29 protein-coding genes and 1 tRNA gene are annotated in these 22,970 nt (G+C 61.3%); 8 read left to right on the forward strand and 22 right to left on the reverse strand.

The genetic code is table 11. The features are described 5' to 3' along the window. The first annotated feature begins 262 nt into the window (after positions 1 to 262). On the forward strand, positions 263 to 1,141 hold the full coding sequence (locus ACIQUF_RS00310) for a LysR substrate-binding domain-containing protein (protein WP_403126679.1): 879 nt from the start codon (positions 263 to 265) through the stop codon (positions 1,139 to 1,141). 7 nt (positions 1,142 to 1,148) lie between these two features. On the opposite strand, the gene ACIQUF_RS00315 is transcribed toward ACIQUF_RS00310, so the two are convergent. Beyond that, positions 1,149 to 2,366 (reverse strand): amidohydrolase family protein, encoded by a 1,218-nt coding sequence (locus ACIQUF_RS00315; RefSeq protein WP_403126681.1) that lies wholly within the window; start codon positions 2,364 to 2,366, stop codon positions 1,149 to 1,151. A gap of 233 nt (positions 2,367 to 2,599) precedes the next feature. Between ACIQUF_RS00315 and ACIQUF_RS00320 the strand changes: the two genes are divergently transcribed. After that, positions 2,600 to 3,754, forward strand: a complete 1,155-nt coding sequence (locus ACIQUF_RS00320) for an MFS transporter (RefSeq protein ID WP_403126682.1) — start codon at positions 2,600 to 2,602, stop codon at positions 3,752 to 3,754. Between the two features lie 20 nt (positions 3,755 to 3,774). Here the strand turns inward: ACIQUF_RS00320 and ACIQUF_RS00325 are convergent, their stop codons facing one another. Both ACIQUF_RS00325 and ACIQUF_RS00330 read right to left on the reverse strand, forming a co-directional pair. Further along, positions 3,775 to 3,960 carry a hypothetical protein gene (locus tag ACIQUF_RS00325; protein ID WP_403126685.1) on the reverse strand — a complete coding sequence of 62 codons (186 nt, stop codon included), beginning with the start codon at positions 3,958 to 3,960 and terminating at the stop codon, positions 3,775 to 3,777. Positions 3,961 to 4,263: 303 nt separating this feature from the next. Next, on the reverse strand, positions 4,264 to 5,304 hold the full coding sequence (locus ACIQUF_RS00330) for an alpha/beta fold hydrolase (protein WP_403126688.1): 1,041 nt from the start codon (positions 5,302 to 5,304) through the stop codon (positions 4,264 to 4,266). Between the two features lie 558 nt (positions 5,305 to 5,862). Between ACIQUF_RS00330 and ACIQUF_RS00335 the strand changes: the two genes are divergently transcribed. Continuing rightward, positions 5,863 to 6,057 (forward strand): hypothetical protein, encoded by a 195-nt coding sequence (locus ACIQUF_RS00335; protein ID WP_403126691.1) that lies wholly within the window; start codon positions 5,863 to 5,865, stop codon positions 6,055 to 6,057. A 116-nt stretch (positions 6,058 to 6,173) separates the two neighbouring features. On the opposite strand, the gene ACIQUF_RS00340 is transcribed toward ACIQUF_RS00335, so the two are convergent. After that, entirely contained in the window at positions 6,174 to 7,094 is a 921-nt protein-coding gene (locus ACIQUF_RS00340) for a LysR substrate-binding domain-containing protein (RefSeq protein ID WP_403126693.1), read from the reverse strand. Between the two features lie 99 nt (positions 7,095 to 7,193). Between ACIQUF_RS00340 and ACIQUF_RS00345 the strand changes: the two genes are divergently transcribed. After that, positions 7,194 to 7,955, forward strand: coding sequence for a sulfite exporter TauE/SafE family protein (locus ACIQUF_RS00345; protein ID WP_403126695.1), 762 nt, complete (start codon positions 7,194 to 7,196; stop codon positions 7,953 to 7,955). A 1-nt stretch (position 7,956) separates the two neighbouring features. Here the strand turns inward: ACIQUF_RS00345 and ACIQUF_RS00350 are convergent, their stop codons facing one another. From ACIQUF_RS00350 to ACIQUF_RS00370, 5 genes are all read right to left on the reverse strand, one after another. Next, the gene (locus ACIQUF_RS00350) at positions 7,957 to 9,381 is read right to left on the reverse strand and encodes a diguanylate cyclase (protein WP_403126698.1); all 1,425 of its coding nucleotides are present in this window, start codon (positions 9,379 to 9,381) and stop codon (positions 7,957 to 7,959) included. A gap of 137 nt (positions 9,382 to 9,518) precedes the next feature. After that, positions 9,519 to 11,348, reverse strand: a complete 1,830-nt coding sequence (locus ACIQUF_RS00355; protein ID WP_403126701.1) for an SLC13 family permease — start codon at positions 11,346 to 11,348, stop codon at positions 9,519 to 9,521. Positions 11,349 to 11,496: 148 nt separating this feature from the next. Further along, complete coding sequence (locus ACIQUF_RS00360) at positions 11,497 to 11,883, reverse strand: glycine zipper domain-containing protein (RefSeq protein ID WP_400794370.1); 387 nt, start codon at positions 11,881 to 11,883, stop codon at positions 11,497 to 11,499. 51 nt (positions 11,884 to 11,934) lie between these two features. After that, positions 11,935 to 12,114, reverse strand: a complete 180-nt coding sequence (locus tag ACIQUF_RS00365; protein WP_403126704.1) for a hypothetical protein — start codon at positions 12,112 to 12,114, stop codon at positions 11,935 to 11,937. Positions 12,115 to 12,242: 128 nt separating this feature from the next. Next, positions 12,243 to 12,545, reverse strand: coding sequence for an RcnB family protein (locus tag ACIQUF_RS00370; RefSeq protein ID WP_403126707.1), 303 nt, complete (start codon positions 12,543 to 12,545; stop codon positions 12,243 to 12,245). 115 nt (positions 12,546 to 12,660) lie between these two features. Between ACIQUF_RS00370 and ACIQUF_RS00375 the strand changes: the two genes are divergently transcribed. Further along, positions 12,661 to 13,011, forward strand: coding sequence for a hypothetical protein (locus ACIQUF_RS00375; protein WP_403126710.1), 351 nt, complete (start codon positions 12,661 to 12,663; stop codon positions 13,009 to 13,011). 48 nt (positions 13,012 to 13,059) lie between these two features. Further along, on the forward strand, positions 13,060 to 13,881 hold the full coding sequence (locus tag ACIQUF_RS00380) for a class I SAM-dependent methyltransferase (protein WP_403126713.1): 822 nt from the start codon (positions 13,060 to 13,062) through the stop codon (positions 13,879 to 13,881). On the opposite strand, the gene ACIQUF_RS00385 is transcribed toward ACIQUF_RS00380, so the two are convergent. The 4 genes from ACIQUF_RS00385 to ACIQUF_RS00400 form a co-directional block, all read right to left on the reverse strand. Continuing rightward, a complete protein-coding gene (locus ACIQUF_RS00385) occupies positions 13,882 to 14,649 on the reverse strand; it encodes an SDR family oxidoreductase (protein WP_403126716.1) in 768 nt (255 codons plus the stop codon). It lies immediately after the preceding gene. A 23-nt stretch (positions 14,650 to 14,672) separates the two neighbouring features. Continuing rightward, the gene (locus ACIQUF_RS00390; protein WP_403126719.1) at positions 14,673 to 15,740 is read right to left on the reverse strand and encodes a phosphotransferase family protein; all 1,068 of its coding nucleotides are present in this window, start codon (positions 15,738 to 15,740) and stop codon (positions 14,673 to 14,675) included. Between the two features lie 191 nt (positions 15,741 to 15,931). Continuing rightward, complete coding sequence (locus tag ACIQUF_RS00395; protein ID WP_400727441.1) at positions 15,932 to 16,249, reverse strand: SCP2 sterol-binding domain-containing protein; 318 nt, start codon at positions 16,247 to 16,249, stop codon at positions 15,932 to 15,934. A 54-nt stretch (positions 16,250 to 16,303) separates the two neighbouring features. After that, entirely contained in the window at positions 16,304 to 17,014 is a 711-nt protein-coding gene (locus ACIQUF_RS00400; protein WP_403128852.1) for a histidine phosphatase family protein, read from the reverse strand. A gap of 198 nt (positions 17,015 to 17,212) precedes the next feature. On the opposite strand from ACIQUF_RS00400, the gene sohB reads away from it, so the two are divergent. Both sohB and ACIQUF_RS00410 read left to right on the forward strand, forming a co-directional pair. Beyond that, positions 17,213 to 18,232 (forward strand): protease SohB, encoded by a 1,020-nt coding sequence (sohB, locus tag ACIQUF_RS00405; protein WP_403126722.1) that lies wholly within the window; start codon positions 17,213 to 17,215, stop codon positions 18,230 to 18,232. Positions 18,233 to 18,384: 152 nt separating this feature from the next. Beyond that, positions 18,385 to 18,458 (forward strand) — tRNA-Cys (locus ACIQUF_RS00410). A gap of 96 nt (positions 18,459 to 18,554) precedes the next feature. Here the strand turns inward: ACIQUF_RS00410 and ACIQUF_RS00415 are convergent. From ACIQUF_RS00415 to ACIQUF_RS00455, 9 genes are read right to left on the reverse strand one after another with little or no spacing between them, the layout of a single operon-like run. Then, positions 18,555 to 19,607, reverse strand: coding sequence for a tyrosine-type recombinase/integrase (locus ACIQUF_RS00415; RefSeq protein WP_403126725.1), 1,053 nt, complete (start codon positions 19,605 to 19,607; stop codon positions 18,555 to 18,557). Between the two features lies 1 nt (position 19,608). After that, complete coding sequence (locus ACIQUF_RS00420; RefSeq protein ID WP_403126728.1) at positions 19,609 to 19,854, reverse strand: DUF4224 domain-containing protein; 246 nt, start codon at positions 19,852 to 19,854, stop codon at positions 19,609 to 19,611. A 39-nt stretch (positions 19,855 to 19,893) separates the two neighbouring features. Continuing rightward, entirely contained in the window at positions 19,894 to 20,391 is a 498-nt protein-coding gene (locus ACIQUF_RS00425) for a hypothetical protein (RefSeq protein WP_403126730.1), read from the reverse strand. Positions 20,392 to 20,442: 51 nt separating this feature from the next. After that, on the reverse strand, positions 20,443 to 20,925 hold the full coding sequence (locus ACIQUF_RS00430) for a class I SAM-dependent methyltransferase (RefSeq protein WP_403126733.1): 483 nt from the start codon (positions 20,923 to 20,925) through the stop codon (positions 20,443 to 20,445). Positions 20,926 to 20,971: 46 nt separating this feature from the next. After that, positions 20,972 to 21,322: a hypothetical protein gene (locus ACIQUF_RS00435; RefSeq protein WP_403126735.1), complete on the reverse strand. Its 351-nt coding sequence runs from the start codon at positions 21,320 to 21,322 to the stop codon at positions 20,972 to 20,974. After that, positions 21,319 to 21,702, reverse strand: coding sequence for a DUF2591 domain-containing protein (locus tag ACIQUF_RS00440; RefSeq protein WP_403126738.1), 384 nt, complete (start codon positions 21,700 to 21,702; stop codon positions 21,319 to 21,321). Before ACIQUF_RS00440 ends, ACIQUF_RS00435 begins: the two co-directional genes overlap by 4 nt. Next, positions 21,699 to 21,914 (reverse strand): hypothetical protein, encoded by a 216-nt coding sequence (locus ACIQUF_RS00445; protein ID WP_403126741.1) that lies wholly within the window; start codon positions 21,912 to 21,914, stop codon positions 21,699 to 21,701. The genes ACIQUF_RS00440 and ACIQUF_RS00445 overlap by 4 nt, the downstream gene beginning before the upstream one ends. Further along, positions 21,911 to 22,240 carry a hypothetical protein gene (locus tag ACIQUF_RS00450; RefSeq protein WP_403126744.1) on the reverse strand — a complete coding sequence of 110 codons (330 nt, stop codon included), beginning with the start codon at positions 22,238 to 22,240 and terminating at the stop codon, positions 21,911 to 21,913. Before ACIQUF_RS00450 ends, ACIQUF_RS00445 begins: the two co-directional genes overlap by 4 nt. Further along, on the reverse strand, positions 22,237 to 22,869 hold the full coding sequence (locus ACIQUF_RS00455; RefSeq protein WP_403126747.1) for a hypothetical protein: 633 nt from the start codon (positions 22,867 to 22,869) through the stop codon (positions 22,237 to 22,239). Before ACIQUF_RS00455 ends, ACIQUF_RS00450 begins: the two co-directional genes overlap by 4 nt. Positions 22,870 to 22,970: the final 101 nt, after the last annotated feature.

Raw genomic sequence — 22,970 nt, forward strand, 5'->3', positions numbered from 1 at the left:
CAAGTTCCGGCGCACGCAAGCGTGCCCCACATACAGCCACCATAGAAGGTAAGCCGTGTGCTTAAACCGTTGCGGCCTGTCAAAGCCGTGTCGCTGATGTGCAGCGACAGGCCGAGACTAGAGCGGTGATACTGCAACCGCAACGGAAAATAGGCGGCAGCAGTATGTTTGGGAAATGGACTACAAGAAAGGGGCGGAATCTGATTTTTTGAAACATTCTGGCATCATGCATCCAGCCAAAAATTCAAATACTGAACCCCCAATGTCAGACTCCGCCAAAACCAACCGTCCCATTTACGACCTGGACATGCTTCGCACCCTGGTCATGGTCGCCGACTGCGGCAGCTTCACCACTGCCGCCGCGCGCCTGCACTCCACGCAGTCCACCGTCAGCCAGAAGGTTCGCCGCCTGGAAGAAATGGTCGGGCAACAGTTGCTGGACCGCAGCAACCGCGAGGTGCACCCCACCGACGCTGGCGAAACCCTGTTGGGCTACGCGCGCCATCTGCTGGCGGTAAGCAACCAGCTCACCGAAGCGATGTCGGGTGGAATCACGCTCACGGTGCGTATCGGCCTGCCGGACGATTTCGTCGCAGGCAAGACGATGCAGGCGCTGGCGGCGTTCAACCGGAAGCACCCCAAGGTCAAGCTGGAGATCACCGGCGGGCTCAGCCGTGACCTGATGAGCACCTACGACCGCGGCGAGCTGGACCTGGTGCTGGTCAAGCAGCGTCGGCACAGCCGTGAAGCGGTAGCCTGCCAGCCGGAGCGCATCGACTGGCTCGACAGCGCGCAGTTTCCGTGTTTCGCTCAGGACCCGATCCCGCTGGTGACCTTCCCGCCGCGCGGCCTGTACCGTGACGATATGATCAGCGCCATCGAAGCCATGGGCCGTAGTTGGCGTATCGGCTTTACCAGTTCGAGCCTGGCGGGTATCCAGGAGGCAGTGGCCAATGGGCTGGGCGTCAGCCTGCTGCCGCACCGGGTGGTGACGGCAGCGCATCGGGTACTGGGGGCGGAGGAGGGCTTCACACCGATCACGGTATTCGAGGCTGCAATCTTCCATCGCCCGACGGTCGATCCGATGGTCAAAGCGCTGGCCGAGATCCTGATTGGCATCCTCAGGTCAGAGGCTGATTAAGCCAGGGTCAGCGGCGCAGTTCTTCGGCGAATTGCGCTGCCTTCAACTGCAACTGCGCAGGCCCACCCCAGAATGCGCCATGGCGCACAATCACCCGCTCATGGATTGCCGCCGCCACCGCCGCTGCGGCATTCGGCGCCTTGAACAGCACGAAGCTCGCTTCGTTGCCAACCTTCAAGCCATAGTCCTGTTTGCCCATGACCCCGGCGCCGGCCTCGGTCGCCATTTCCAGCGCTACGCGCAGTTCTTCGTCGGTATTGAAGCCTGAGCGGTAGCTGACCAGCATGGCCCGTTGCAGCATGTCGCCGTTGCCGTAAGGCCACCAGGCGTCCTGAATATTGTCGTTGCCGGTGAACACCCGCACGCCGCCGGCGCGCAGGCGTAGCACAGGCGGGAAGGCGTGCTCGCCGGGAGCGTTGGTCATGATCGATATGCCGGCGCGGGCGAGCATCTCGGCGGTGCGGTCGACCACACTTTCGCAGACATCGCCCAGGCCGTAGGCATGGCTGACCGCCACCAGGCCTTGCATGCCCAATGCGTGGGTGCGTGCGGCAATCCGTTCGAGCTGCGCGATGCAGATGTCGCCCGGTTCATGCAGGTGGATATCGACTTTCACGCTATGCCGGTCGGCAATGCCGAAGACAATGTCGAGCTGGGCCTCGGCGTCGCCGTCCAGGGTGGTCGGGTCGATGCCGCCGACCACCTGCACGCCTTCGCGCACGGCGGCTTCGATCACTTCGGCGGTGCCCGGGCAACTGACCACACCTGCCTGGGGGAAGGCGACCAGTTCGATGTCGAGCAGGTCTTTCCACTGCTCGCGGGCTTCCAGGATGGCGCGCAGGTTGGCAAGGCCAGTGGTTGCGTCCACGTCCACATGGCAGCGCATGGCAATCGTGCCGAACGAGGCGGCTTGGCGGATCAGGGCATTGGCGCGCTCGACGATAGGCGGGGCGCTGGCCAGTTCGCGTTTTTCCACGGCCAGGCGCTCACGTAGGGACGCCACCGGTTGGTGCGGGCGCCAACGGTCGCCGACGAAACTCTTGTCCAGGTGGATATGGCCGTCAACGAAGCCTGGCAACACCAAGAGGCCTTCCAGGTCGATGGTTTCGCGGGCCGTTTCGGCGGCGCGCTGCGCACCGACGTGGGTAATGCGCCCGTTCTTGACGGCTATGTGCAGGGGTAGGCCATCTGGGTCGATGGCGTTGATGAACTCACGGTCGTTCATGTTCGGGCCTGTTCTCCGAGGCTGGTATGACGTCACACGGTAGGGAGGATCGGGACAGGGCTCAAATTAATTATCAGGATCGACGGCAGTGCGTTTTTGGATGCGGGCCTGCATTAAAAAGCCCACTGGAGTCGATTCCGATAATTAACTTTCAAAGCCCTCTGGTTCGGCCCAGCATTGGGCGCGTGCCCCGCCTTCCCACAATAAAAACAATGCCGTGTCGGAGTTTCCCCATGCTCAGTGATTCCAAGCGAGTGCGTGCCGCCCTCATATTCATTGCCTGTACGTCATTCATCGTCTGTGGAGTGCAACCCATCTTCATGGGGTTGGTCACCGAGCGGCTGAGCCTGTCACTTGACCTGCAGGGTTGGGTGGTGTCGGTCGAAATGATCGGCATGACCCTCGGCACCTTGCTGTGTCCGCTGTTGATGAAGCGCCACGGTGGGCGCGGCCTGTGCTTGTGGGTCGGGATGCTGTGCGTGGCCTTGAGCATTGCCACGGCGTTTGCCAGCACCAGCATGACGCTGCTGATCGTGCGCCTGGCAGCCGGTACCTGCGCGGGGCTGGTCTATGCGTACGCGGTGACGACGCTGGGGCGCCTGCCCAATCAGGACCGTTCGTTTGGGCTGATGCTGTTGTTGCAGACGCCGGAGTACTCGTTGTTTTCCGCAGCCTTGCCTTTGCTTGCCGCACAGAGTGGAGCGGTGACCGCTTTGTGCTCGTTCGGCCTGTGGTACCTGCTGATCTGCGCCGCCAGCCTGGTTCTGCCACGTCGTCCGGTAATCTTGCAGGAAAGCGGCGAAGGTACGCTGGCCCAGGGTGGTTCTGCGCGCACGGGGCGCAGTGCGCTGGTAGGCATGCTCTTCATGCAGATCGCCATTTACTGTGTCTGGGGCTTCATCGACCAACTGGCGCGTGATCAGGGAATCGGTGGTGTCGATATCGGTTGGGCGTTCGGCCTGTCCGCCATTGGCGGCTTGCCAGGCGCAGCATTGCCAAGTGTGCTGGGGGCACGGGTCAACCGCCAGCTGATGATCGCCGTGGGATTGGTGGCGGTGTTTATTTCCATTGCCATGCTCACGGGCCATACACGTACGCCGATGCAGTTGTGTGTCGCGCTGTTGCTACTCAATTTCGGCTGGGTGCTGTCGTTGTCGTACTACATGGCACTGATCACCACCAACGACCCGACAGGCAAGCTCACGCCGGTGGTCAGCATGACCTTGATGGGGGCTGCAGCAGTGACCCCGGCGCTGATCGCGATGTTGGTGGATGGCTCCAATCAGCAACTGATCTTCCAGCTAGGTGCCGGGGCGCTGGTGATTGCCTTTGCCGTGACAGGCCTTGGGGCGATGCCCAAGCGAGTGGGCACTCGAGCTGCCTGCTGAGCGGGGCCGGAGCATAGCCGCTATTGCAACGTCGGCGGCTTCGCACCCTGGGGCAATCGCTCAACAACGGCCTCGATCTGGGCAATCTGTCGCGCAAGCTGCAGCGCCTCTTCAAGCTTGCCGAGTGCCTTCAGGCGATCTCGCTCCTTGCGCAATGCGAGCAGGTTTTTTTGCAATGCCAAGCCAGAACTATTGAACGGGTCCATGTATCTCTCACGCTGAGGGCCTCCGTGCCGTTGTAGGAAAATGGACCGTAGCAGCTCAATAATCCTGCGGAAACTGAGGTTTCATACAGCGAATGCTGACGATCACGATAATTCGTACCCAGCGAAGAAAAACATCCTACAAATTTGAGTTGTACCTGTTTCTATTCGTGTAGATCGGAACCCTCTTTGATACCCGAGTTTGCTCGGGTTTTCGGCTGCCGGCGGGTCGCAGGGCGCTGACGACCGCAGCCGGGCCGGCTGGGTGTGTTCGGAAACTTGATGTAGCAATTAAACCGCCAGGGCCTACAGGTGATCTGCATCCACCACCGCCTGGGCGAATGCCTGCGGTGCCTCTTGCGGCAGGTTATGGCCGATACCGCCACTGATGAGCCGGTACTCATACTTGCCGGTAAACCGTTGCGCATACGCTTCGGCAGGTGGGTGCGGCGCGCCATTGGCGTCACCTTCGAGGGCAATGGTCGGTACGCCGATGCTGGGGAACTTGGCCAGTTTCGCTTCCAGCGGGTCGTAGCGTGTCTCGCCCTGCGCCAGCCCCAGGCGCCAGCGATAGTTGTGTACGGTAATCGCTACCTGATCGGGATTGTCCAACGCCTGCGCGCTGCGTTCGAACGTGGCATCGTCGAACGCCCACTTCGGCGAGGCGCTCTGCCAGATCAGCTTGGCAAAGGCATGACGGTCCTTTTCATAGCCCGCCTGGCCGCGCTCGGTCGCGAAGTAGTACTGGTACCACCACTGCAACTCGGCGCTCGGCGGCAGAGGTGCCTTGGCTGCTTCCTGGCTGCTGATCAGGTAGCCACTGACCGAAACCAGCGCTTTCACCCGCTCGGGCCACAGCACCGAGACGATGTCGGCAGTGCGTGCGCCCCAGTCGAAGCCCGCCAGCACGGCACGTTTTACCTGCAGTGCGTCCATGAACGCGATCACGTCGCTGGCCAGCGCCGCAGGCTGGGCGTTGCGAGGCGTCTGCCCCGAGAGGAAGCGTGTTGCGCCGTAGCCGCGTACGTAGGGCACCAGAACTCGATAGCCTTTGGCGGCCAAGGTCGGGGCGACGTCCTGGAAACTGTGGATGTCGTAAGGCCAGCCATGCAGCAGAATCACCACCGGGCCATCGGCCGGGCCTTGTTCAACGTAAGCGACATCAAGCACACCGGCGTTGATGTGTTTCAGTGGGCCGAATTCATCTGCAGCATGCGTGGAGGCTGGCGGCTGGGTTTGTGCTGCGAGGGTTGCGCCAGCGCTCATTAGCGCAAGCGGCAGCAGGGCACAGGCAAACAGGGTAGTGCGTTTGAGGCGGCGAGTTGCGGGAGCATGGCTGGCGTACATGGGGCGATTCCTTGGCTTGGCCATCGGTTGTGTCTGGATGCCAGCCAGTAAAGTAGATCGCTGTATCGCGCATGTGTCCTATTGCTGCGCAGAAAGCGTTGTTGTGTATCAGGTCTCACTTCGTACACACAAAGATACAAATACGCTGCAGCTGCGAGAATATTAGCGCTGCAATCGTCATCTGATACGCATTTTTTCTACAAACCTGAATCTGTAACCGTATCAGCTTGCCCCTCATACTGCTTTTCATCCCCACTCTATATTTGAAGAGGTTTCAATGGGCAAGCTCGCGTTGTTTCTGGGTGGTTTTTTGCTACTGACGATTCTGATCGGCCTGCTGGGGACCATTCCGCCCAGCTGACTTTCCGCCCACCCTCCGGCCCGTCTCCTTCGTCAGATGGGCCAATTTCCTGCCATTCTCCTCAGCCCATCTTGGTATACCGCTGGACTAGCGGTAGCTGCAAGTCGTTCTCAAGTGCAAATAGCTCGTGTACTCTCGCGCTCGCGTCATAATGGGTCGCATAGCGCCTGGTCATTTGCCTTGGAGTCAATACATAGATGGAATGCAAGAAGGACACTTCAGCCATGCTGGAGTGGCGTAGCCGTTTTCTCACTGCCGATATCCTCGAAGAGGATGAATATGATCAGGCGTTGCGCTGTGCCGAAGCCCTGGAGCAATCGGGTGAGATCAGCGCGGTTGAATGGATCGAGCTGGTCAAAGCGGCGAATGCGGCATTGCTGCGCGTGCGATAAGTCCTTCTTTGCAAGGGGAAATCTGTCCACAAAAAACGTGGGTAGGTCTGTGGATAAAATGCTGCAAGCCAAGCCGTTTGTGGCTTCTGTTAAATTGAGCAGATTTTGAACAGCTGTCAGCCGGGCTGTTCAATCGTCATTTCACCTGCCTGGCGCAATGCCAATAGCAGCTCGCGTACCCGTGCTGGCAGCTCTCCAGCGGGGTACACAGCATGCATCTGAGGGTCTTGTCCGGTGCTGGACGTCAACCGGTATTCAGGGCATACACGCACCAGGCGTCCGGCTTTGACTTGTGCTTCGCCGACCCAATCAGCCAGTCGAGCGATGCCGGCACCTGCCAGCGTGCTGTGATACACCGCGTCACCTGAACTCAGTCGCAGCCTCGGGTGAGGGCGCAGACTCGTGATGTGGCCATCACGGCAGAAATGCCAGGCCTTGAGGATGCGTGGAGCGGTGTGCAGGATCAATGAGTGATCCACTAGCTCTTCTGGCAGTCGAGGTGTGCCATTGCGGGCCAGGTAGGCAGGGCTGGCATAGACATGACGTTGGTAGCGCCACAACGGATACCCAATCAGCTCACTTGATTGTGGGAAGGCCCCCCGCACCACGAAATCGAGCTTGCCCAACAACGGGTCCATCGCCTCATCGCTGTACTGCACATCCAGGGTGACCTGCGGGTGGCGTTGGGAAAACGCCTCCAGTACGCCAGGCAGCACATGTTCGCCGAGCAGTTGCGGCACGCCGAAGCGGATCCAGCCTTGCGCGTTGCCACTGAGCGCGGCCAGTTCGTCGGCTGCGTCACGTTGCACATCCAGCAAGCGTTCGGCATGCGGGAGCAGGCGTTCACCTGCGTCGGTGAGGGTCACCGCATTGGCATTGCGGTTGAGCAGCTTGCACCCGGTGTTGTCTTCCAGCATTTGCACCGCGCGCGTCACGGCGCTGGGTGAGCGGCCGAGGGCGCGAGCGGCGGCGACGAAGCTGCGCTTGTGCGCGACGCTGACGAAGGCCTGGATTTCGCGCAGCATGTCCAATGCCATGAAAGGCTCCTTGTTGCGGTTTGTGCAATGTGGCATTTCAACACAAGCGCGACGTTTTGATTAGCCTTGCGGTCTGCCCTCACTGCCTGGAACCGCTTCATGATGGATATTGCCGTACTTTCCCTGTTCGCCTTTGCCGCCGGCCTGATCGATGCCGCTGTCGGTGGCGGCGGGCTGATTCAGATCCCGGCGCTGTTCAACGTGCTGCCCACCGCGCAACCCGCAGCCTTGCTGGGCACCAACAAGCTGGCTTCAGTCTGCGGTACGGCCTTTGCGGCGCGCTCGTTCATTCGCAAGGTGACGTTGGATTGGGGACTGATCGTGCCAGCGGCGCTCAGTGCGTTCGTCATGTCGTTCGCAGGTGCCGCTACGGTGTCGCTGGTGCCACCCAGCGTGATGCGCCCGGCGGTGCTGGTGATGATTGTGCTGATGGCGATCTACACCTTCTGCAAGAAAGACTTCGGCACCTTGCACAAGCCGGCGAAAATTGGCCGCAAAGAGCAGTGCCTGGCGGTGCTGATTGGAGGCGCCATCGGCTTCTACGATGGCCTGTTTGGCCCAGGCACCGGCAGCTTCCTGATCTTCCTGTTCATTCGCTTCTTCGCCCTGGACTTTCTGCATGCCTCAGCCTCGGCCAAGCTGGTCAACATCGCCACCAACCTGGCGGCGCTGGTGTTCTTCGTGCCTTCCGGCAATGTGTTGTATGCGATTGCCCTGCCAATGGCTGCGTGCAATGTGCTTGGCGCGCTGACCGGCACCTGGCTGGCTGTGCGCAAGGGCGCAGGGTTCGTGCGCGGGCTGTTTTTGATTCTGCTGTGCGTGCTGATCGCCAAGCTGTCCTGGGATTTGCTGGCAGGTTGAGTCAGACCACCTGACGCTGCGCTTCGGCCAGTTCGACGCGGTTACGGCCGTGGGCCTTGGCGCGATACAGCGCCTGGTCCGCGCGGGCCAACAGCTCGTCAAGGCCGGGTGCCGTGACATCGGCAGCGCAGCCATCGAGGCCGATGCTGACGGTGATTTGCAGGCGCGCATCGCCTTGAGCCACGTGCAGGTCCTGGACGGCCCGGCGCAAGCGCTCAGCTGTGAACTTGGCACGCTCCGGTGCCAGCCCCGGCAGCAGCACCACAAACTCTTCTCCGCCCATGCGCGCCAGCAGCTCTCCGTCGTGCAACTGGTCTTGCAACGTACGGGCGAACTGGCGCAACACCTGGTCACCCACGCCGTGGCCATGGCGGTCATTGATTGATTTGAAGTGGTCGATATCCAGCATCATCAAGGTCAGCGGCAGTGCCTGGGCATGCAGCTGGCGGCTGTCGAGCACGGCGCTGGCGCGCTGGGTAAAGGCGCTGCGGGTCAGCACGCCGGTCAGATGATCGACGGTGGCCTGATGCGCCAGGCGGGCCAGGAGGCTGCGATTGGCCTGGCTGACGCAGGCCACTACCAGTGGCCCGAGCACCAGCATGGCGATGCCCAGGCGCGCCGACATCAGTGTGCTGACCCCCGGTTCGCTCTGCGGCACGCTGAAGTGCATGAGGTTCTGCGCCACTGCCACGATCAACGTACTGCCTGCCGTGAGTGTCAGCAGGGAAACCAGGAAGGGTGAGTAGGTCCAGGCGCACCACAGCAGCGCCGCGATCGGGAAGGCAATCGCCCCCGGCCCGCCGAAGAGAATGCTCAACGCCAGCGACGCGAGCAGCACCAGCAGGGGAGCCAGGCGGATCGCCTGGGCACCGCTGCGCACCAGCGCACGGGCCGAAGGCGCGGTAAGCAGCACAGGCAACACCAGCACGCTGGTCGAGAACTGCTCGCTGAACCAGGCCAGCCAGGTGGAGCGCAGCGATTGCTCGAACCACGGCGCAGCCATCACGCAGGCCAGGCTGGCCGCCACCGCAGCCCCTGCGGTGCTGGCGCCGAACACAGTGAGCACGCCCTGCGGGCTGCGCATGCGTCGATGCCGACGCGGCAGGCGTGACAGCAAGAGCCATACCGTCACCACCACACCCAAATTGCACAGGTTGAACCACAGTGCCGGCGCCCAGGCGCTGCCGCAGGCCAAGTCGGCGGCGACCATCGCCAGCCAGATCAAGGCGAAACCCAGCGGGCTGGCTTGGCGCGGGTAGCGCAAGAGCATGCCGGCCAGCACGGCATTGACTGGCCAGAACAGCGACAGGGACTCGATTGGCCGGGCCAGGATCCCGCCGAGGGTCAGGGCAAAGGTCAGCCCGAACAGGGCGACATAGGGCAACAAGCGCGATTGGGCTGGAAAAACCATAGGCTCGACCGACAAGCGGAGACGAAATCCAGGACAACGGCTGTAGGCACCTGGGGCAATGACGTGTCAGTGTGTTTCCACAGGCTAGTTGATGTCAATCTGCCGCGATCGCGCAACATAATGCCAAATAGCCTACACTCGCTGCGGTAATGTCATAAACCGTAGAACCAAGGCACCATCAACACCGTTACCAACATCACCAGCACCGTGAAGGGCACCCCAACCTTGACGAAGTCGGCAAAGCGGTACTGGCCAGGTCCTAGCACCAGGGTATTTACCGGCGAGGAAACCGGGGTCATGAATGCAGCCGAGGCCGCCAGGGCCACGGTCATGGCGAACGGGTAGGGCGATAGACCCAGCTGGGTCGCGGTGCTGATTGCCACGGGCGCCATCAGCACCGCAGTGGCGGTATTCGAGATGAATAGACCGATTACGGCGGTCACCATGAACAGGCAGGCAAGCATCGCGAGCGGGCCGGCGCCGCCCAGCAGGCTGACCAACCCGCCCACCGCCAGGTCGATACCGCCGGTTTTCTGCAGGGCCAGGGCGAACGGTAGCATGCCGACGATCAATACCAGGCTCTGCCAGTGGATCGCCCGGTACGCGCTGTTCATGTCGATACAGCGCCCCGCCCCCATCAGCAGGCAGCCGATCAGCGCGGCAAGCACGTTGGGCACCGCACCGCTGACCATCAGCCCGACCATGACCGCCAGGCTGATCAAGGCGTAGGGCGCGCGAGCGCGTGCCGGTGCGACCTGGTCGATCTCGGCGGGCAGGCTCAGTACCAGGAAGTCCTTCGGTTGGCCTTGCAGTTGCCGCACCGCTTTCCAGAGGCCGACCACCAGCAGCGTATCGCCCTGGCGCAACGGTTCTTCCACCAGGTTTTCTTCGATCGCCGCCTGCTCGCGGCGCAGGCCGACCACGTTGAGGTCGTAGCGGGTGCGAAAGGCAAGGTCCAGGATGCTTTTGCCAATCAGTTGCGATCCAGGAGGCAGCGAGACTTCGGCCATGCCCAGCTCCTGGGACTGGTCGATGAAGTAGGCCGCCTTGAAGTGCAGCGGTTCCAGTTGCATGGTCTGACACAGGTTGCGCAGGTCGTCGCGATTGGCGAACAGGTCGAGCAGCAGGACATCGCCTTGATGCAGCACGGTATTGGAGTCGGCGGCGATTACCCGCGTGGTGAACTTGTGCTGGCGCTCGATGCCGATCACGTTGGCGCCATGCCGGGTACGCAGCGCCAATTCACCGAGGGTATGGCCGATCAGCGGGGAATGCGGGCGAATACGCAGGCGGCGCTCGCGGCCGTTGAGTTTGTAGTCGAGTACCAGGTCGAGCAAAGTGCGGCGGCTTTCCACCCGGCCGTCCTTGCGAACTTCACCGTTCAGCCAATGGCGCGTCAGCAGCATGTAGCCGACACCGAGCACCAGCACTACCAGGCCAAAAGGAGTGAAGCTGAAGAAGCTGAACCCTTGTTCGCCATTGCGCACCAGCTCGCTGTGCACCACCACGTTCGGCGGGGTCGCCACCAGGCTGAGCATGCCGCTGATCAGGCCCGCGAAGCTCAGCGGCATCATCAGGCGGCTGGGCGAAATGCGCAGGCGCGCGGCGATGCTCAGCACTACCGGAATGAAAATCGCGACCACGCCGGTCGAACTCATCACCGATCCCAGCCCGGCCACCGATACCATCAGCAATACCAACAGGCGCGCTTCGCTGTCACCGGCCTGTGCGCTCATCCATTCACCGATGCGGTAAGCGATGCCAGTGCGAACCAGCCCCTCGCCGATCACGAACAAGGCGGCGATCAGCACCACGTTGGGGTCGCTGAAACCGGCCAGCGCCTGCTCGACCGTGAGGATGCCCGACAAGGGCAGGGCAAGGATCACCAGGAGGGCGACCACGTCCATGCGCGGACGGTTGATGACGAAGAGGGCGACGACGACAGCCAGCAGGCCGAGGACCCAGAGCAGTTCCTGGTTCATGGGGCGGGGGTGTTCCTTCACTCAAGGGGCACGGAAGACAGTAGCAGTCAGTGTGGCAGGTTGTAGTGAAGGCCGTGTTGATGTGTTGCAGGGTTTGGTGTGCGCGTGAACAAAAAGGGCCGCGAAGGCGGCCCTGGTGCAGGATGACTCAGTGACGATGACGGCGGTGCTTCTTGCCGTTGTTGTCACCCAGGTGGTTGCCGATGGCGCCACCGGCCGCGCCGCCGAGGCCGGCACCGATGGTCGAACCGGCTGAGCCGCCAACCTTGCCGCCCAGCAGCGAGCCGCCAGCCGAACCCAGGCCGCCGCCGATGGCGGCTTCAGTACGGTTGCCCTTGCGCGCTGCGACCGCGCTGCCCGCCGCGCCGCCCACGCCAGCACCGATGGCTGCACCGGTGCTGCCGCCGAGCTGTTTGCCGACAACGTTACCCAGGACGCCACCCAGGCCACCGCCAATGGCGGCAGTGCCGTCACCGGCGAAAGCGCCTTGGCACAGCAGCAGGCCAAGGGCGAGGGAAGGCAAAGTCAGACGCATGATAGGAGCCTCGGAAAAATCATCAGGTTATGTGTGGAGTGGAAAGACGTATCAACGGTAATCGCGGTCACGGTAGCGGCGATCATCATCGTCGCGATCGTGCCGCTGGTGGTGACGGTGGCCGCGATCACCGTCGCGCCAGCCGTCATCGTCATCGTGGTAATGATGGTGGTGGCAGCCGGCGAGTAGCAGGAATGCGCCGATCAGCGAAAAGCTTGCAAGGCGGGTCATCACGATATAGGTCCTTGATCCGCATAGGTTTACGGGGCACTTGCTAGGACTGTGAGCGATCCATTTGGTTTCCTGTGCGGACAAGATTTGCTGCGCCGGCGATGAGCGGCGCAGCTTGGTGCGCTGAATCAGGAGGCAGGGTGGATAGCAAGTACGACGCCATTGGTAATCTGCACCAGCACATAGTGGTCACCCATGCGCACCCAGTGGCTTTCTTTCTCGGGGGCCGGCAAGCCCTTGGCTTTCCAGTCCTTGATGGCCTGGTCGTCGCGCTTGTATTGGTCCGGCGCTTTGTCACCGACCTTGAGTTCGCGGTTATGGGTTTCTGGAGCGGTGATACTTTCTTCGGCCGATGGCGCAGCTGAAGCGACCATGGGCAGGCAGGGCAGGGTGGCGAGGAACAGCGAAGGCAAAAGACGGCGTGCTTTCATGACAAATCTCCTGTTGTAGGCATGTCTTACCTGCGACAGCAGCCGGCGGCGGACAATTCACTCGCCCTGCCCGGCAGTGCTAGAGTCGCTTTCTTTTTTGCCCCGAGGATGGAACATGCGAGCAATTCTGCCGATGGCTGCAGCGCTGGTACTGGTTGGTTGCGCTTCTGCGACCATGGAAACGGCACGCGGCGGTAAGCCGACTGCGCAGCTCGACTCGCGCAAGGCGCCGGAGCTGGTGGCCCAGTGCATTCAGTTCAGCTGGCAGAAAGAGGATGTGTTCGGGGAAGACGCCAGTGGTTACCTGGAGCCGCGCAAGCAAGGTGGGCTGACCGTTTATACGCGTGAGGCGGAATCGTTTGTGGATGTGTATCCGCAGGGCGGCGGCACGCGGGTGGACTACTATGCGCAGAAGAACGATGGCGTGGCATTGCAACGCCGCGCTGCGGCGGCTACCTGTTTGTAACACTGAGTGGGGCCGATCTAAACACCAATGGCAACAAGGATGTTCACCATGGACCGATCACAGCAACTCAACCGTGCCAGCTGGGACGAACGTGCCCCACTGCATGCCGCGTCGAAAGACTACGAGGTCGATCTATTCGTCCAGCAATCAGCACATCTCTCGGAAACCGTGCGCTTCGATTTGCCACAGCTCGGCGATGTCAGCGGTCTGCGAACCGTCCACCTGCAATGTCATATCGGTACCGATACCCTCTCGCTGGCGCGGCTGGGCGCCCAGGTCTGCGGCCTGGACTACTCGGCAGCATCGCTGGCAGAAGCGCGCCAGTTGGCCAAGCGTTGCAACACGCCGATCGAGTATGTCGAAGCCGATGTCTATCACGCTGATCAGGTGCTGCAGGCCGGTAGTTTCGACCTCGTCTACACCGGTATCGGCGCGCTCTGCTGGCTGCCGCATATCGAGCCCTGGGCCCGCACTGTGGCGGCCTTGCTGAAAACGGGCGGGCGCTTGTTCCTGCGTGATGGACATCCGATGCTGATGGCGGTCAACGAAGACCACCAGGATCGGCTACAGCTGGAATATCCGTACTTCGAGCATGAGACGCCAACGGTATGGCACAACGACCAGACTTACGTCGACAGCGTCCAGCGCCTCACCTTGACCGAGACCCATGAATGGAACCATGGTCTGGGCGAGATCATCAGCGCCTTGCTGGGGCACGGCCTGCAACTGACAGCCCTGGCCGAGCACCAGAGCATCCCCTGGGAGGCGCTGCCGGGGCAGATGGACAAAGGCCCCGACGGCGAGTGGCGCCTGAGCAAAGGTCCCGAGCGCCTGCCGCTCAGCTACACGCTGCAGGCGATCAAGGTTTGATCACGACAGATAGCCACCGTCCACATTGAGCGCGGTGCCTGTGGTGTAGCTCGACGCATCGCTGGCCAGGTACAACACCGCACCGGCCATTTCCTTGGGGTCGGCGACGCGCTTGAGTGGGATCTGCTGCAGCGCGGCGTTGAGGATGGCGTCGTTTTTCACCAGTGCCGAGGCGAACTTGGTGTCGGTCAAACCTGGCAACAGGGCGTTGCAGCGTATGCCGAACTGCGCGCATTCCTTGGCGAAAACCTTGGTCATGTTGATCACTGCGGCCTTGGTCACCGAATAGATGCCCTGGAAGTGGCCTGGCGAAACGCCATTGATCGAGGCCACGTTGATGATGCTGCCGCCGCCGTTTTCACGCATCAGCTTGCCGGCTTCCACCGACATGAAGAAATAGCCGCGAATATTGACGTCAACGGTCTTCTGGAAGGCGCTTGGGTCGGTGTCCAGCACGTTGCAGAATTGCGGGTTGGTAGCGGCGTTGTTGACCAGCACGTCCAGGCGCCCGAACTGTTCGCGGATGCCGGCGAAAACCTGCTGGATCTGCTCCAGTTCACCGATGTGGCAGGCCACTGCGGTGGCCTTGCCGCCTGCCGCGATGATGGCGTCGGCCACTTGCTGGCAGCCATCGAGCTTTCGGCTGGAAACGATCACATGGGCGCCTTGCTGCGCCAACAGGTGGGCGATAGCCTCGCCAATGCCACGGCTGGCGCCGGAAACGAAAGCGATCTTGCCATCGAGGTCGAACAGGTGGGTCTTGGACATGCTGTTTTCCTTGTTGTCTGTCGTCAGAGCGTGGATTTGGCGATGACCTGCAAGCTCATTTGCTCAAGCAACCGGTTCATGTGAATGAATTGGGCGAAGCGTTTGTCCTGGGTCTGGCCGTGGTAGAAGCGGTAGTAGATTTGCTGGACGATGCCGGCCAGGCGGAACAGGCCGTAGCAATAGTAGTAATCGAAGTTGTCGAGGCTGATGCCGGCGCGCTCGGCGTAGTAGTCGACGAACTGGCGGCGGGTGAGCATGCCGGGGGCATTGCTCGGTTGGCGGCGCATCATCTGCACAGGCGCCGGGTCGCTCGCCTCGATCCAATAAGCCAGGCTGTTGCCCAGGTCCATCAGCGGATCGCCAATGGTGGCCATTTCCCAATCGAGCACGCCGATGATGCGCATGGGGTTGTCGGCGTCGAGGATCACATTGTCGAAGCGATAGTCGTTATGCACGATGCCTGGGCGCGGGTGGTCGGCCGGCATCTTCTCGCGCAGCCAGGCGACGACTTGCTGCCAGCGTGGGGCATCGGGGGTCAGGGCTTTTTCATAGCGGCTGGTCCAGCCTTCGACCTGGCGCTGCACATAGCCTTCCGGCTTGCCCAGGTCGGCCAGGCCGCAGGCCTGATAGTCGACTTGATGCAGCTCTACCAGGCGGTCGATGAAGCTTTTGCACAGCGCTTCGGTGCGTGTGGCATCCAGGCCAAGCTCGGCAGGAATGTCCGAGCGCAGGATGATGCCGTTGACCCGCTCCATCACGTAGAACTCGCCGCCGATCAGTGTTTCATCGGTGCAATGGGCATAGGCCTTCGGACAGTACGGGAAGCCGCTGTTGAGCTGGTTGAGAATGCGGAACTCGCGGCCCATGTCGTGGGCCGATTTGGCTTTCTGGCCGAACGGCGGGCGCCGCAGCACGAATTCGCGGCCGGGGTAGGTAACCAGATAAGTCAGATTGGACGCGCCGCCGGGGAACTGGCTGATCCTTGGCGTGCCTTCGAGGCCTGCGATGTTGGCCTTCAGGTAATGGTCGATGACGGCCGCGTCGAGTTCTTCGCCGGGGCGTACCTGGGTGGACTGGTCGGTGAGCGTCATGCGTTTGCCTTATTATCGATCGCAAGGATTATTGGCTAGCCTAATGGCGTTACTGCTCTGGAACAAGCGTGCCAAACGCCCAATAGGTGAGGGTGTTGCCGGTTGATCACTGACCCGAATGCCGTCGCCGGGCAAAAAAAAACCGAAGCTGTTCAGGCTTCGGTTTTCGCTTCGCTTGGCGCGCCCGTCACTCAGGAAGGGAACAGCTCGCTGAGCTTCATCGACAGCATCATGTCGCCTTCGACGCGCAGCTTGCCGCCCATGAAGGCCTGCATGCCGTCGGTTTCACCGCTGACGATGCCTTTCAGGGTTTCGCTGTCCAGGACCAGGGTGCAGTTGGCATCGGCGTTTTCGCCTTCCTGGATCTCGCAGGTACCATCCTTGACGAGCAGTGCGTAGTGCTTGTCTTCATCGGTGATATTGAAGCCGAACACCAGGTCCAGGCCGGCGGCAGCGGCGGGATTGAACTTTGCTTTCATCGCTTCGACTGCTTTAGCTACATCGCTCATGGTGTATTCCTTGTTAAGTGATTATTCGCGTCCACAGGACGCAACAGGCCGGGCTCATCGATAAGTAATGAGTTCCGGCACCTTCAACAGCTGTATATGGGCTTGGCTGTTAAAGGAAGCCAGGGCCACGTCGCGGCCGCGGAATTTCAACTGGCTGAGCGACGTGTTGATGATCTGCCAGTTCAGCGCAAAGGCCTGACTGGGGGTAATTCCGGTAACCAGGTGGAGCAGGGCGGCAATGGTGCCGCCGGAGGTGAACACGGCGATGTTGTCGCCACTGCCAGCAGTTTCCAGCACACGCTGCAGGCCGGCGTTGACCCGGGAGGTAAATGCCTGCCAGGTTTCCAGGCCATCGTCGGCATGTTCGCCGGCGTGCCAGCGCTGCACCATCAGCGCGAACAGGCGCTGAAACTCGCTGCGGTTCTGTACGCCGTTGCGCAGTATGTGCCGCGCGTTTGGCTCATCGGCCAACAGGCCCGGCAGCAGAGCGCGAATCACGCCGTCGGCATCGAACTCATTGAACGCCGCGTCGGTTTCAATAGCTGGAACGGCGTGGCCATTGTCCTGCAACGCTGTGAGTGCCAATCGTGCGGTGTCTTGCTGACGGCGCAGGCTACCCGCAACGCAACGGTCCAACCTCAGGCCCAGCTGGGCGAAATGCTCGCCGAGTGCCTGGCTTTGCTGAGCACCCACGTCCGACAGGACGTCATAGTCGTCGGCACCAAATGAGGCTTGGCCATGTCGGATCAGGTAGAGGTTGCCCACAAAAGTGTCCGGCCGCTTGAAGGTTGATGCGAGGTTAGGACGCGGCACACAGGCTGTCAACGAAAAAACATACAAGCGTTTGAAAAGGTTGTTTGAACTGTGTTGCCAGCGTTTACCGCCGCTGGCAGCGCCACGGTCGCGCCGGTATGCTTGCAACAGTTTCGCGCCTTCCTGGCGCTGGTTCATGAAGGAGTCAACGTGGAGTTTCTTGCCGAATACGCAAGCTTTCTCGCCAAAACCGCCACCTTGGTGATTGCCATTCTGGTTGTGTTGTCCGCCATCGCCGGTCTGCGCGGCAAGGGGCGGCGCAAGGCGGGCGGGCAGTTGCAGGTCACCCGCCTCAACGAGTTCTATAAAGAGCTGCGCGAGCGCCTGGAGTCGGGCTTGCTCGACAAGGCCCAGCTCAAGGCCCTGCGTAAGCAGCAGGCCAAGGCAGATAAACAACTGAAGAAGGGCAAGGTCGAGGAGAAGAGCCGAGTTTTCGTGCTCGACTTCGATGGCGACATCAAAGCCTCTGCCACAGAGAGCCTGCGCAACGAGATCACCGCACTGCTTACCCTCGCTACGCCGCGAGACGAAGTGGTGCTGCGCCTGGAAAGTGGCGGTGGCCTGGTGCACAGCTACGGCCTGGCCGCGTCGCAGCTGGCACGTATTCGCCAGGCCGGTATTCCGCTGACCGTGTGTATCGACAAAGTGGCCGCCAGCGGTGGTTACATGATGGCCTGTATCGGCGAGAAAATCGTCAGCGCACCCTTCGCTGTGCTTGGCTCGATTGGCGTGGTTGCGCAGTTGCCCAACGTCAACCGGTTGCTGAAGAAGCACGACATCGATTTTGAAGTGCTGACCGCAGGCGAATACAAGCGCACCTTGACCGTGTTCGGCGAAAACACCGATAAGGGTCGGGAGAAGTTCCAGGAAGACCTGGACATCACCCATCAGCTGTTCAAGGATTTCGTCTCGCGCTATCGTCCACAGCTGCACATAGACGAGGTGGCAACCGGTGAGGTCTGGCTGGGCGTCGCTGCGCTGAATCGCCAACTGGTGGATCAATTGCAGACCAGTGACGAATACCTCAGCGACCGCGCCCGCAACGCCAACCTGTTCCACCTGCACTACGCCGAACGCAAGAGCCTGCAGGAGCGAATCGGCATGGCTGCCAGCGGCACGGTGGAGAATACCGTGGTGGGCTTGTGGAGCAAGCTGGGCCGCTTGCGCTAACACCTTGAACGCCTTGAATATTTTTTATGTTCAGGGGGTTGCAAGGTTGGTTGAATGCAGACATAATGGCGCCCATCGAAACGCAGGAAACTTTGAAAAAGGTTCGGTGTTTCAAGGAGATAGAAGCGCAAGCAGCTAGATCCGAACTTTGAGGCCGAGTAGCAAAGTGGTTATGCTCCGGATTGCAAATCCGTCTACGCCGGTTCGATTCCGACCTCGGCCTCCACATTCGAAAGCCCCGCAGATTAACGTCTGCGGGGTTTTTCTTTATGGGTCAAAAAAGCCAAGAGTTCCGAAACGAAAGGCATGGAGTTCCGAAACTTCAGCCTTTCGAGGGCTTGGCGATGGCGCCGACGCGGCGATAAACGCGCTCGGTAATTCCCTCTTTCGAGTGGCCCAGCAGCACGCTTGCATCGCTCAGGTCGTTGATCTCAGACGCCGCCTTCGGTCGGATATCGCGGAACTGGAACTGAGCGATTCGGTTGGCCAGGTCCGGCTTCTTCTCGACCTCGGCCTTCACCCTGGCATCCTCCCGGGCATCTGCCCATCGGTTGCGGAGCATCGGCCAACTCATGCGCTTGCCGTGTTCATTGACGATGAAGAACGGCGACAGGTGCTCACTTGTCCTGCGCATGATCCGCTCCAGCAGCAGGCCCAGGCTGTTCTTCACCCCGTCCACCTCCAAGACGATCCTCAATCGCTTGCCGGTCTTGCCTTGGCTGACCAGCAGGTAGATCCCCTCAATATCGTCCTTCCGCATGGACAACACGTCCGACGGCCGCTGGCCAGTCAGGTACGCCAGGTCCATCGCATCCTTCAGCTCCGGTGGAGCCTCCTCATACACCGCCTGCCATACCGTTTCGTTGGCGTAGAAGTCGCGCGGTTTTTCCTTGTTCTTCCTCACGCCCAGGCACGGGTTGTCCCGGGTGGTGAGACCCCATTCCCTGGCTGTGTTGAATACGTGGGAGAGCAGGGCGATTTCCCTGTTCGCCCTGGTCTTCGCCGACCGCGAGTCGCGGTACTGGGCGATCATCGCTGGCGTGATGGCGTCGATCGGTGCCGAGTCGAACACGGCTCGCAGCTGCTTGAGTTCGTAGATATTGTCCTTCTGGGTTCTGGCGGCCTTGCCCGGGATGATCTTCAGCAGGTACTCGTCGAAGATCCCCTTCATGGTCGTCAGCTCGGCCGGGGTGGCCTTGGCTTCGAAGTCGGCCCACTTCAGCTTGGCCTGCACCAGGTCGGTACCGAGAGGGATTTCCTTGCCGGCCTGGTCGCGGTAGTAGTACCCAACCCACACGTTTCCGTTCTTTCTGGTTCGCTTGCGCCGGTACATACCCGGCGGCAGGTCGCGGTTCTCGGTACTTCTGGGTCGCATTTCACTTTACTCGGGAGAAATCAGGGGTCCAGGCTGGCGCCGGGGGCGGGGCTGCAGCTACCGGCACGGTGTCGATCACCACGCCGCTGAGCATTTGGCGCGCGTACAGGCGACCCACCAAGGGCCGGCCGCCACGGCTCTCGACGAAATGCCATCCTTTTTCTTTCAACCAGCGGCGCTGCCACGCCCGGGGTTTGTAGCCGGTGATCACCACCAGCTCTTCGTCCGAAAGGATCTCGGTTTCCATGGGATGGTCTCCACGCCGCCGGTGGCGGCAGGTTGGTTGTCAGGCTGGAGTTTTTTCGAGCACTGCGTCGGCGATCTTGAGTGCGGCTTGGGCATCATTGACGTAGGCCGGATCGAAGCCGCCCGCGTAATGGATCACCCGCTGGCAGGCGTCGAGCTCCTTGCGCACCAAGCGCAGCGCCTGCACCAGTTCTTCCTGCAGCGTCCCCTCGGCTCGGCCGATATCCCAAAACTCCAGGCACCAGTGATCGGCTGGCGGTGGGTTGTTGTTCTGCTTGCCCGTGGCAAGGGCGCCGATGATGACGTCACAGACCGAGCGCTTGTAGACGTTCTCGCCATCAAGGCTGAGGCCGCCGCGCCGACGCAGCGTGTTGATCACCTCGTCGACTTTCAGCCCGCTGTCCTTGAGGACGATGTCGAGCTCAGGTTTGTCCGGGGTGTAGATGACCAGGGCCAGCTTGGCGTCTGGCCAGAGATCGGCCGCCAGGCGTTCCAGGCAGTCGTTGGCGGTTTCGTGGAAGCGTTGAGTTGCGGACATGGGGAATCCTCGCCCGCGCATGTCGGCGGGCTTGAGTTGTAGGGGGAGGGGTTAGGCTGCTGCGCGTTTCATGAAGGTGATCCAGTGCGTCTTCTCGCGCTTGCCGGACTTGTGGCCAAACAGGGGCTTTTCATCGGTGAGGGTCAGCAGCTCGCTGACCAGTACCTGGGTTTCGTTCCACTTGAAGATCAGGATTCCCTCCGGCTCCAGCACTCGGAAGCACTCGGCGAAACCCTGGCGAATGTCCTCCCGCCAGTCGTTGGTGAGGACCCCGTACTTGGCGCGCATCCAGCTGTCGACGCCGGCCCGGGTAAGGTGTGGCGGGTCGAATACAACCAGGCGGAAGGTTGAGTCCTCGAAGGGCAGGCTTCGGAAGTCCATGAGCACATCGGGCTCAACCTTCAGCACCCGGCCGTCGCAGAGCAGGTGCTCTTCGTCGCGGATGTCGCCGAACAGGGCGCGCTGGTCTTGCTTGTCGAACCACATCATGCGGCTGGCGCTGCAGGGGTCGAGCACCTTGGCTGCAGCACTCATCGCGGGCCTCGATATACCAGGTAGGCCATGTACATCAGGGGCGGGATCATTGCTTCTTCTCCTGTGCGCGGCGTGCAACGCCTTCCATGATTGCGATCGACATGCGCCGCCTTTCTTGCACGGCTGGGCTGTCGGGGTCGTAGCTGGCGCCGAGGTAGGATTTCGGGTCGGTCGCCATGGCGCGCTTGATGCGCTGGAACTGCTCGTCACGCTGCCAGACGCTGCTCCAGATCAAGAACGGCTTCTTGCCTTTTTCCTCGCCCTCGGCCAGTTTCCAGATGGCCTGGCGGTCGAACGTCATGAGACCATCCATGGCGCATACGGCCAGGCGCAGGTCGTCGTAGTCAGGGCGTTCGCCGGATTTCGCGGCTTCGATGATTTCGCCAAGGGTTTTCATGGCATCAGCTCCTTCGGCACTTGGACGGTATCGCCGAGCTTTGCGGCGACGATGGCGCGGCAGGCGGCGATAAGGTGAGTCGAACCGTCAGCGTCGCCCGGAAGTTCATCCAGGCCAGTGACTGCAAAGAACGAGTCCGAGTAGAGGCCGAAGCCGACACGGTAATTCGCCAGCAACGGCCCGCCGACCGCCCAGTCTTCCCAAGGGTTGTAGCGCTTGGTGTGCTCGATGACCTGGCCCCGGTACCGCGCGAATACCCGCCAGGGGTTGCCGTACTGCGGCGGGACCAATTCCAGCTCCAGCCCTTCGGCTTTCCCTACAACCCAGCCAAGCGCCTCGCCGGCCAGGTCTGCCGTCTTCACTTCGATCAGGTCGGTCATGGCTGCACCACCTTCAGCTCAGCTTCGCGCTTTTCGAATTGCTTCCTGGCATGCCGTTCGCGTGCTTCGTACACCCGCAAGCACTTCTTGCAGGTAACCTCTTTCGGCCGGTCTGAGCCGTCCATGTCTTCGCCGGCCTGGTTGCATGCGATCTGACAGTCGTGATCGTCGAAGCAACTGAGGTGCGAGACCAAGTGAATAACCTTGCTCACAGCTGATACCTCTCATCAATCCAGCGCCCAGGCGCCAGTGCGGGTGTAGGTTCTGGTTGTGTTTCGTGCGGGGAGAGCTGGCGCTGGTTGCCGGCGTTTTCCCTGAAAAGCTTCTTGCAGGCCTCGGACTTGCCAATGTCATTGATCAGGCACTTCTCAGGTTCCGGCGGGGCCAGCATCCAGTTGGGAAGGCAGGCCATACCGCTATCCGACTGCCAGCAGGTGACGGCGCGTGCCTTGTCTTCTTTCACCTCCAGGTGGCCGGGTTGTTCGATGCATCCGGCCAGGGTGGCTAGCAGCAGGAGGCAGAGGGCGAGGCGGGTCATGGCTCGATCCTCTTGAACTCGACGACCCATACCCAGGGGTTGCCGCTCCATGATTCGTCGCCGTTGATGCTGCTCCAGAGGCATTCGAATAACTGGGCAGCAGTCAATGTCTCGTCGGCGTCTGGCGAACGACGGAGAAAGCCAACGCCTTCCGCCTCTGCCTGCTCTTCGCTGATGTCCTGCAGTCGCTCGACGCGCACGTCGGTGATCTCCAGCAGGATGCGACTAGCCCAGCGCGGCATGTGGATCGATGGGCGCCCTCGGCCCTGCGAGACCATTGCGCACCCCGTCTGCCGGACGCTGCCATCTGCCGGATACAAGATTGGCTCTCCCTGGCTCAGGTCGCGCGGAACGATCAAGTCGAGTTGAGCATCTGCCAACCAAGCCTCGCGCACCCACAGGCGGTCACCTGGCCGGCCATAAGGACTGGCCTTGGCCAACTGTGCAGTATCGGAGGTTATGTCAATCGCGCCACTGCCTTTGGGCAGGGTCGCTTTCCAGCCTGACCTAAAATGCGGGGCCTCGACGACGTTCTTGGCTGCACGCCTGGTTACCGTCTTCCGGCCCTCCAGGATGGCGCGCACCATCGACGCACTGAACAGGATCGGGCGTTCCTTTGCTTGAGACATAGCTTCGCCTTGGCCGCCATATCGCGGCAGTGAATAGAGGGGGGTTGGTATTAGATGGCGCGAAGGCCTTTGGTATCGCTCGTCGGCTTTTTCGGGAGGTA

It is taken from the genome of Pseudomonas sp. NPDC090233 (genome assembly GCF_044772285.1).
In the GTDB taxonomy this organism is placed as follows: domain Bacteria; phylum Pseudomonadota; class Gammaproteobacteria; order Pseudomonadales; family Pseudomonadaceae; genus Aquipseudomonas.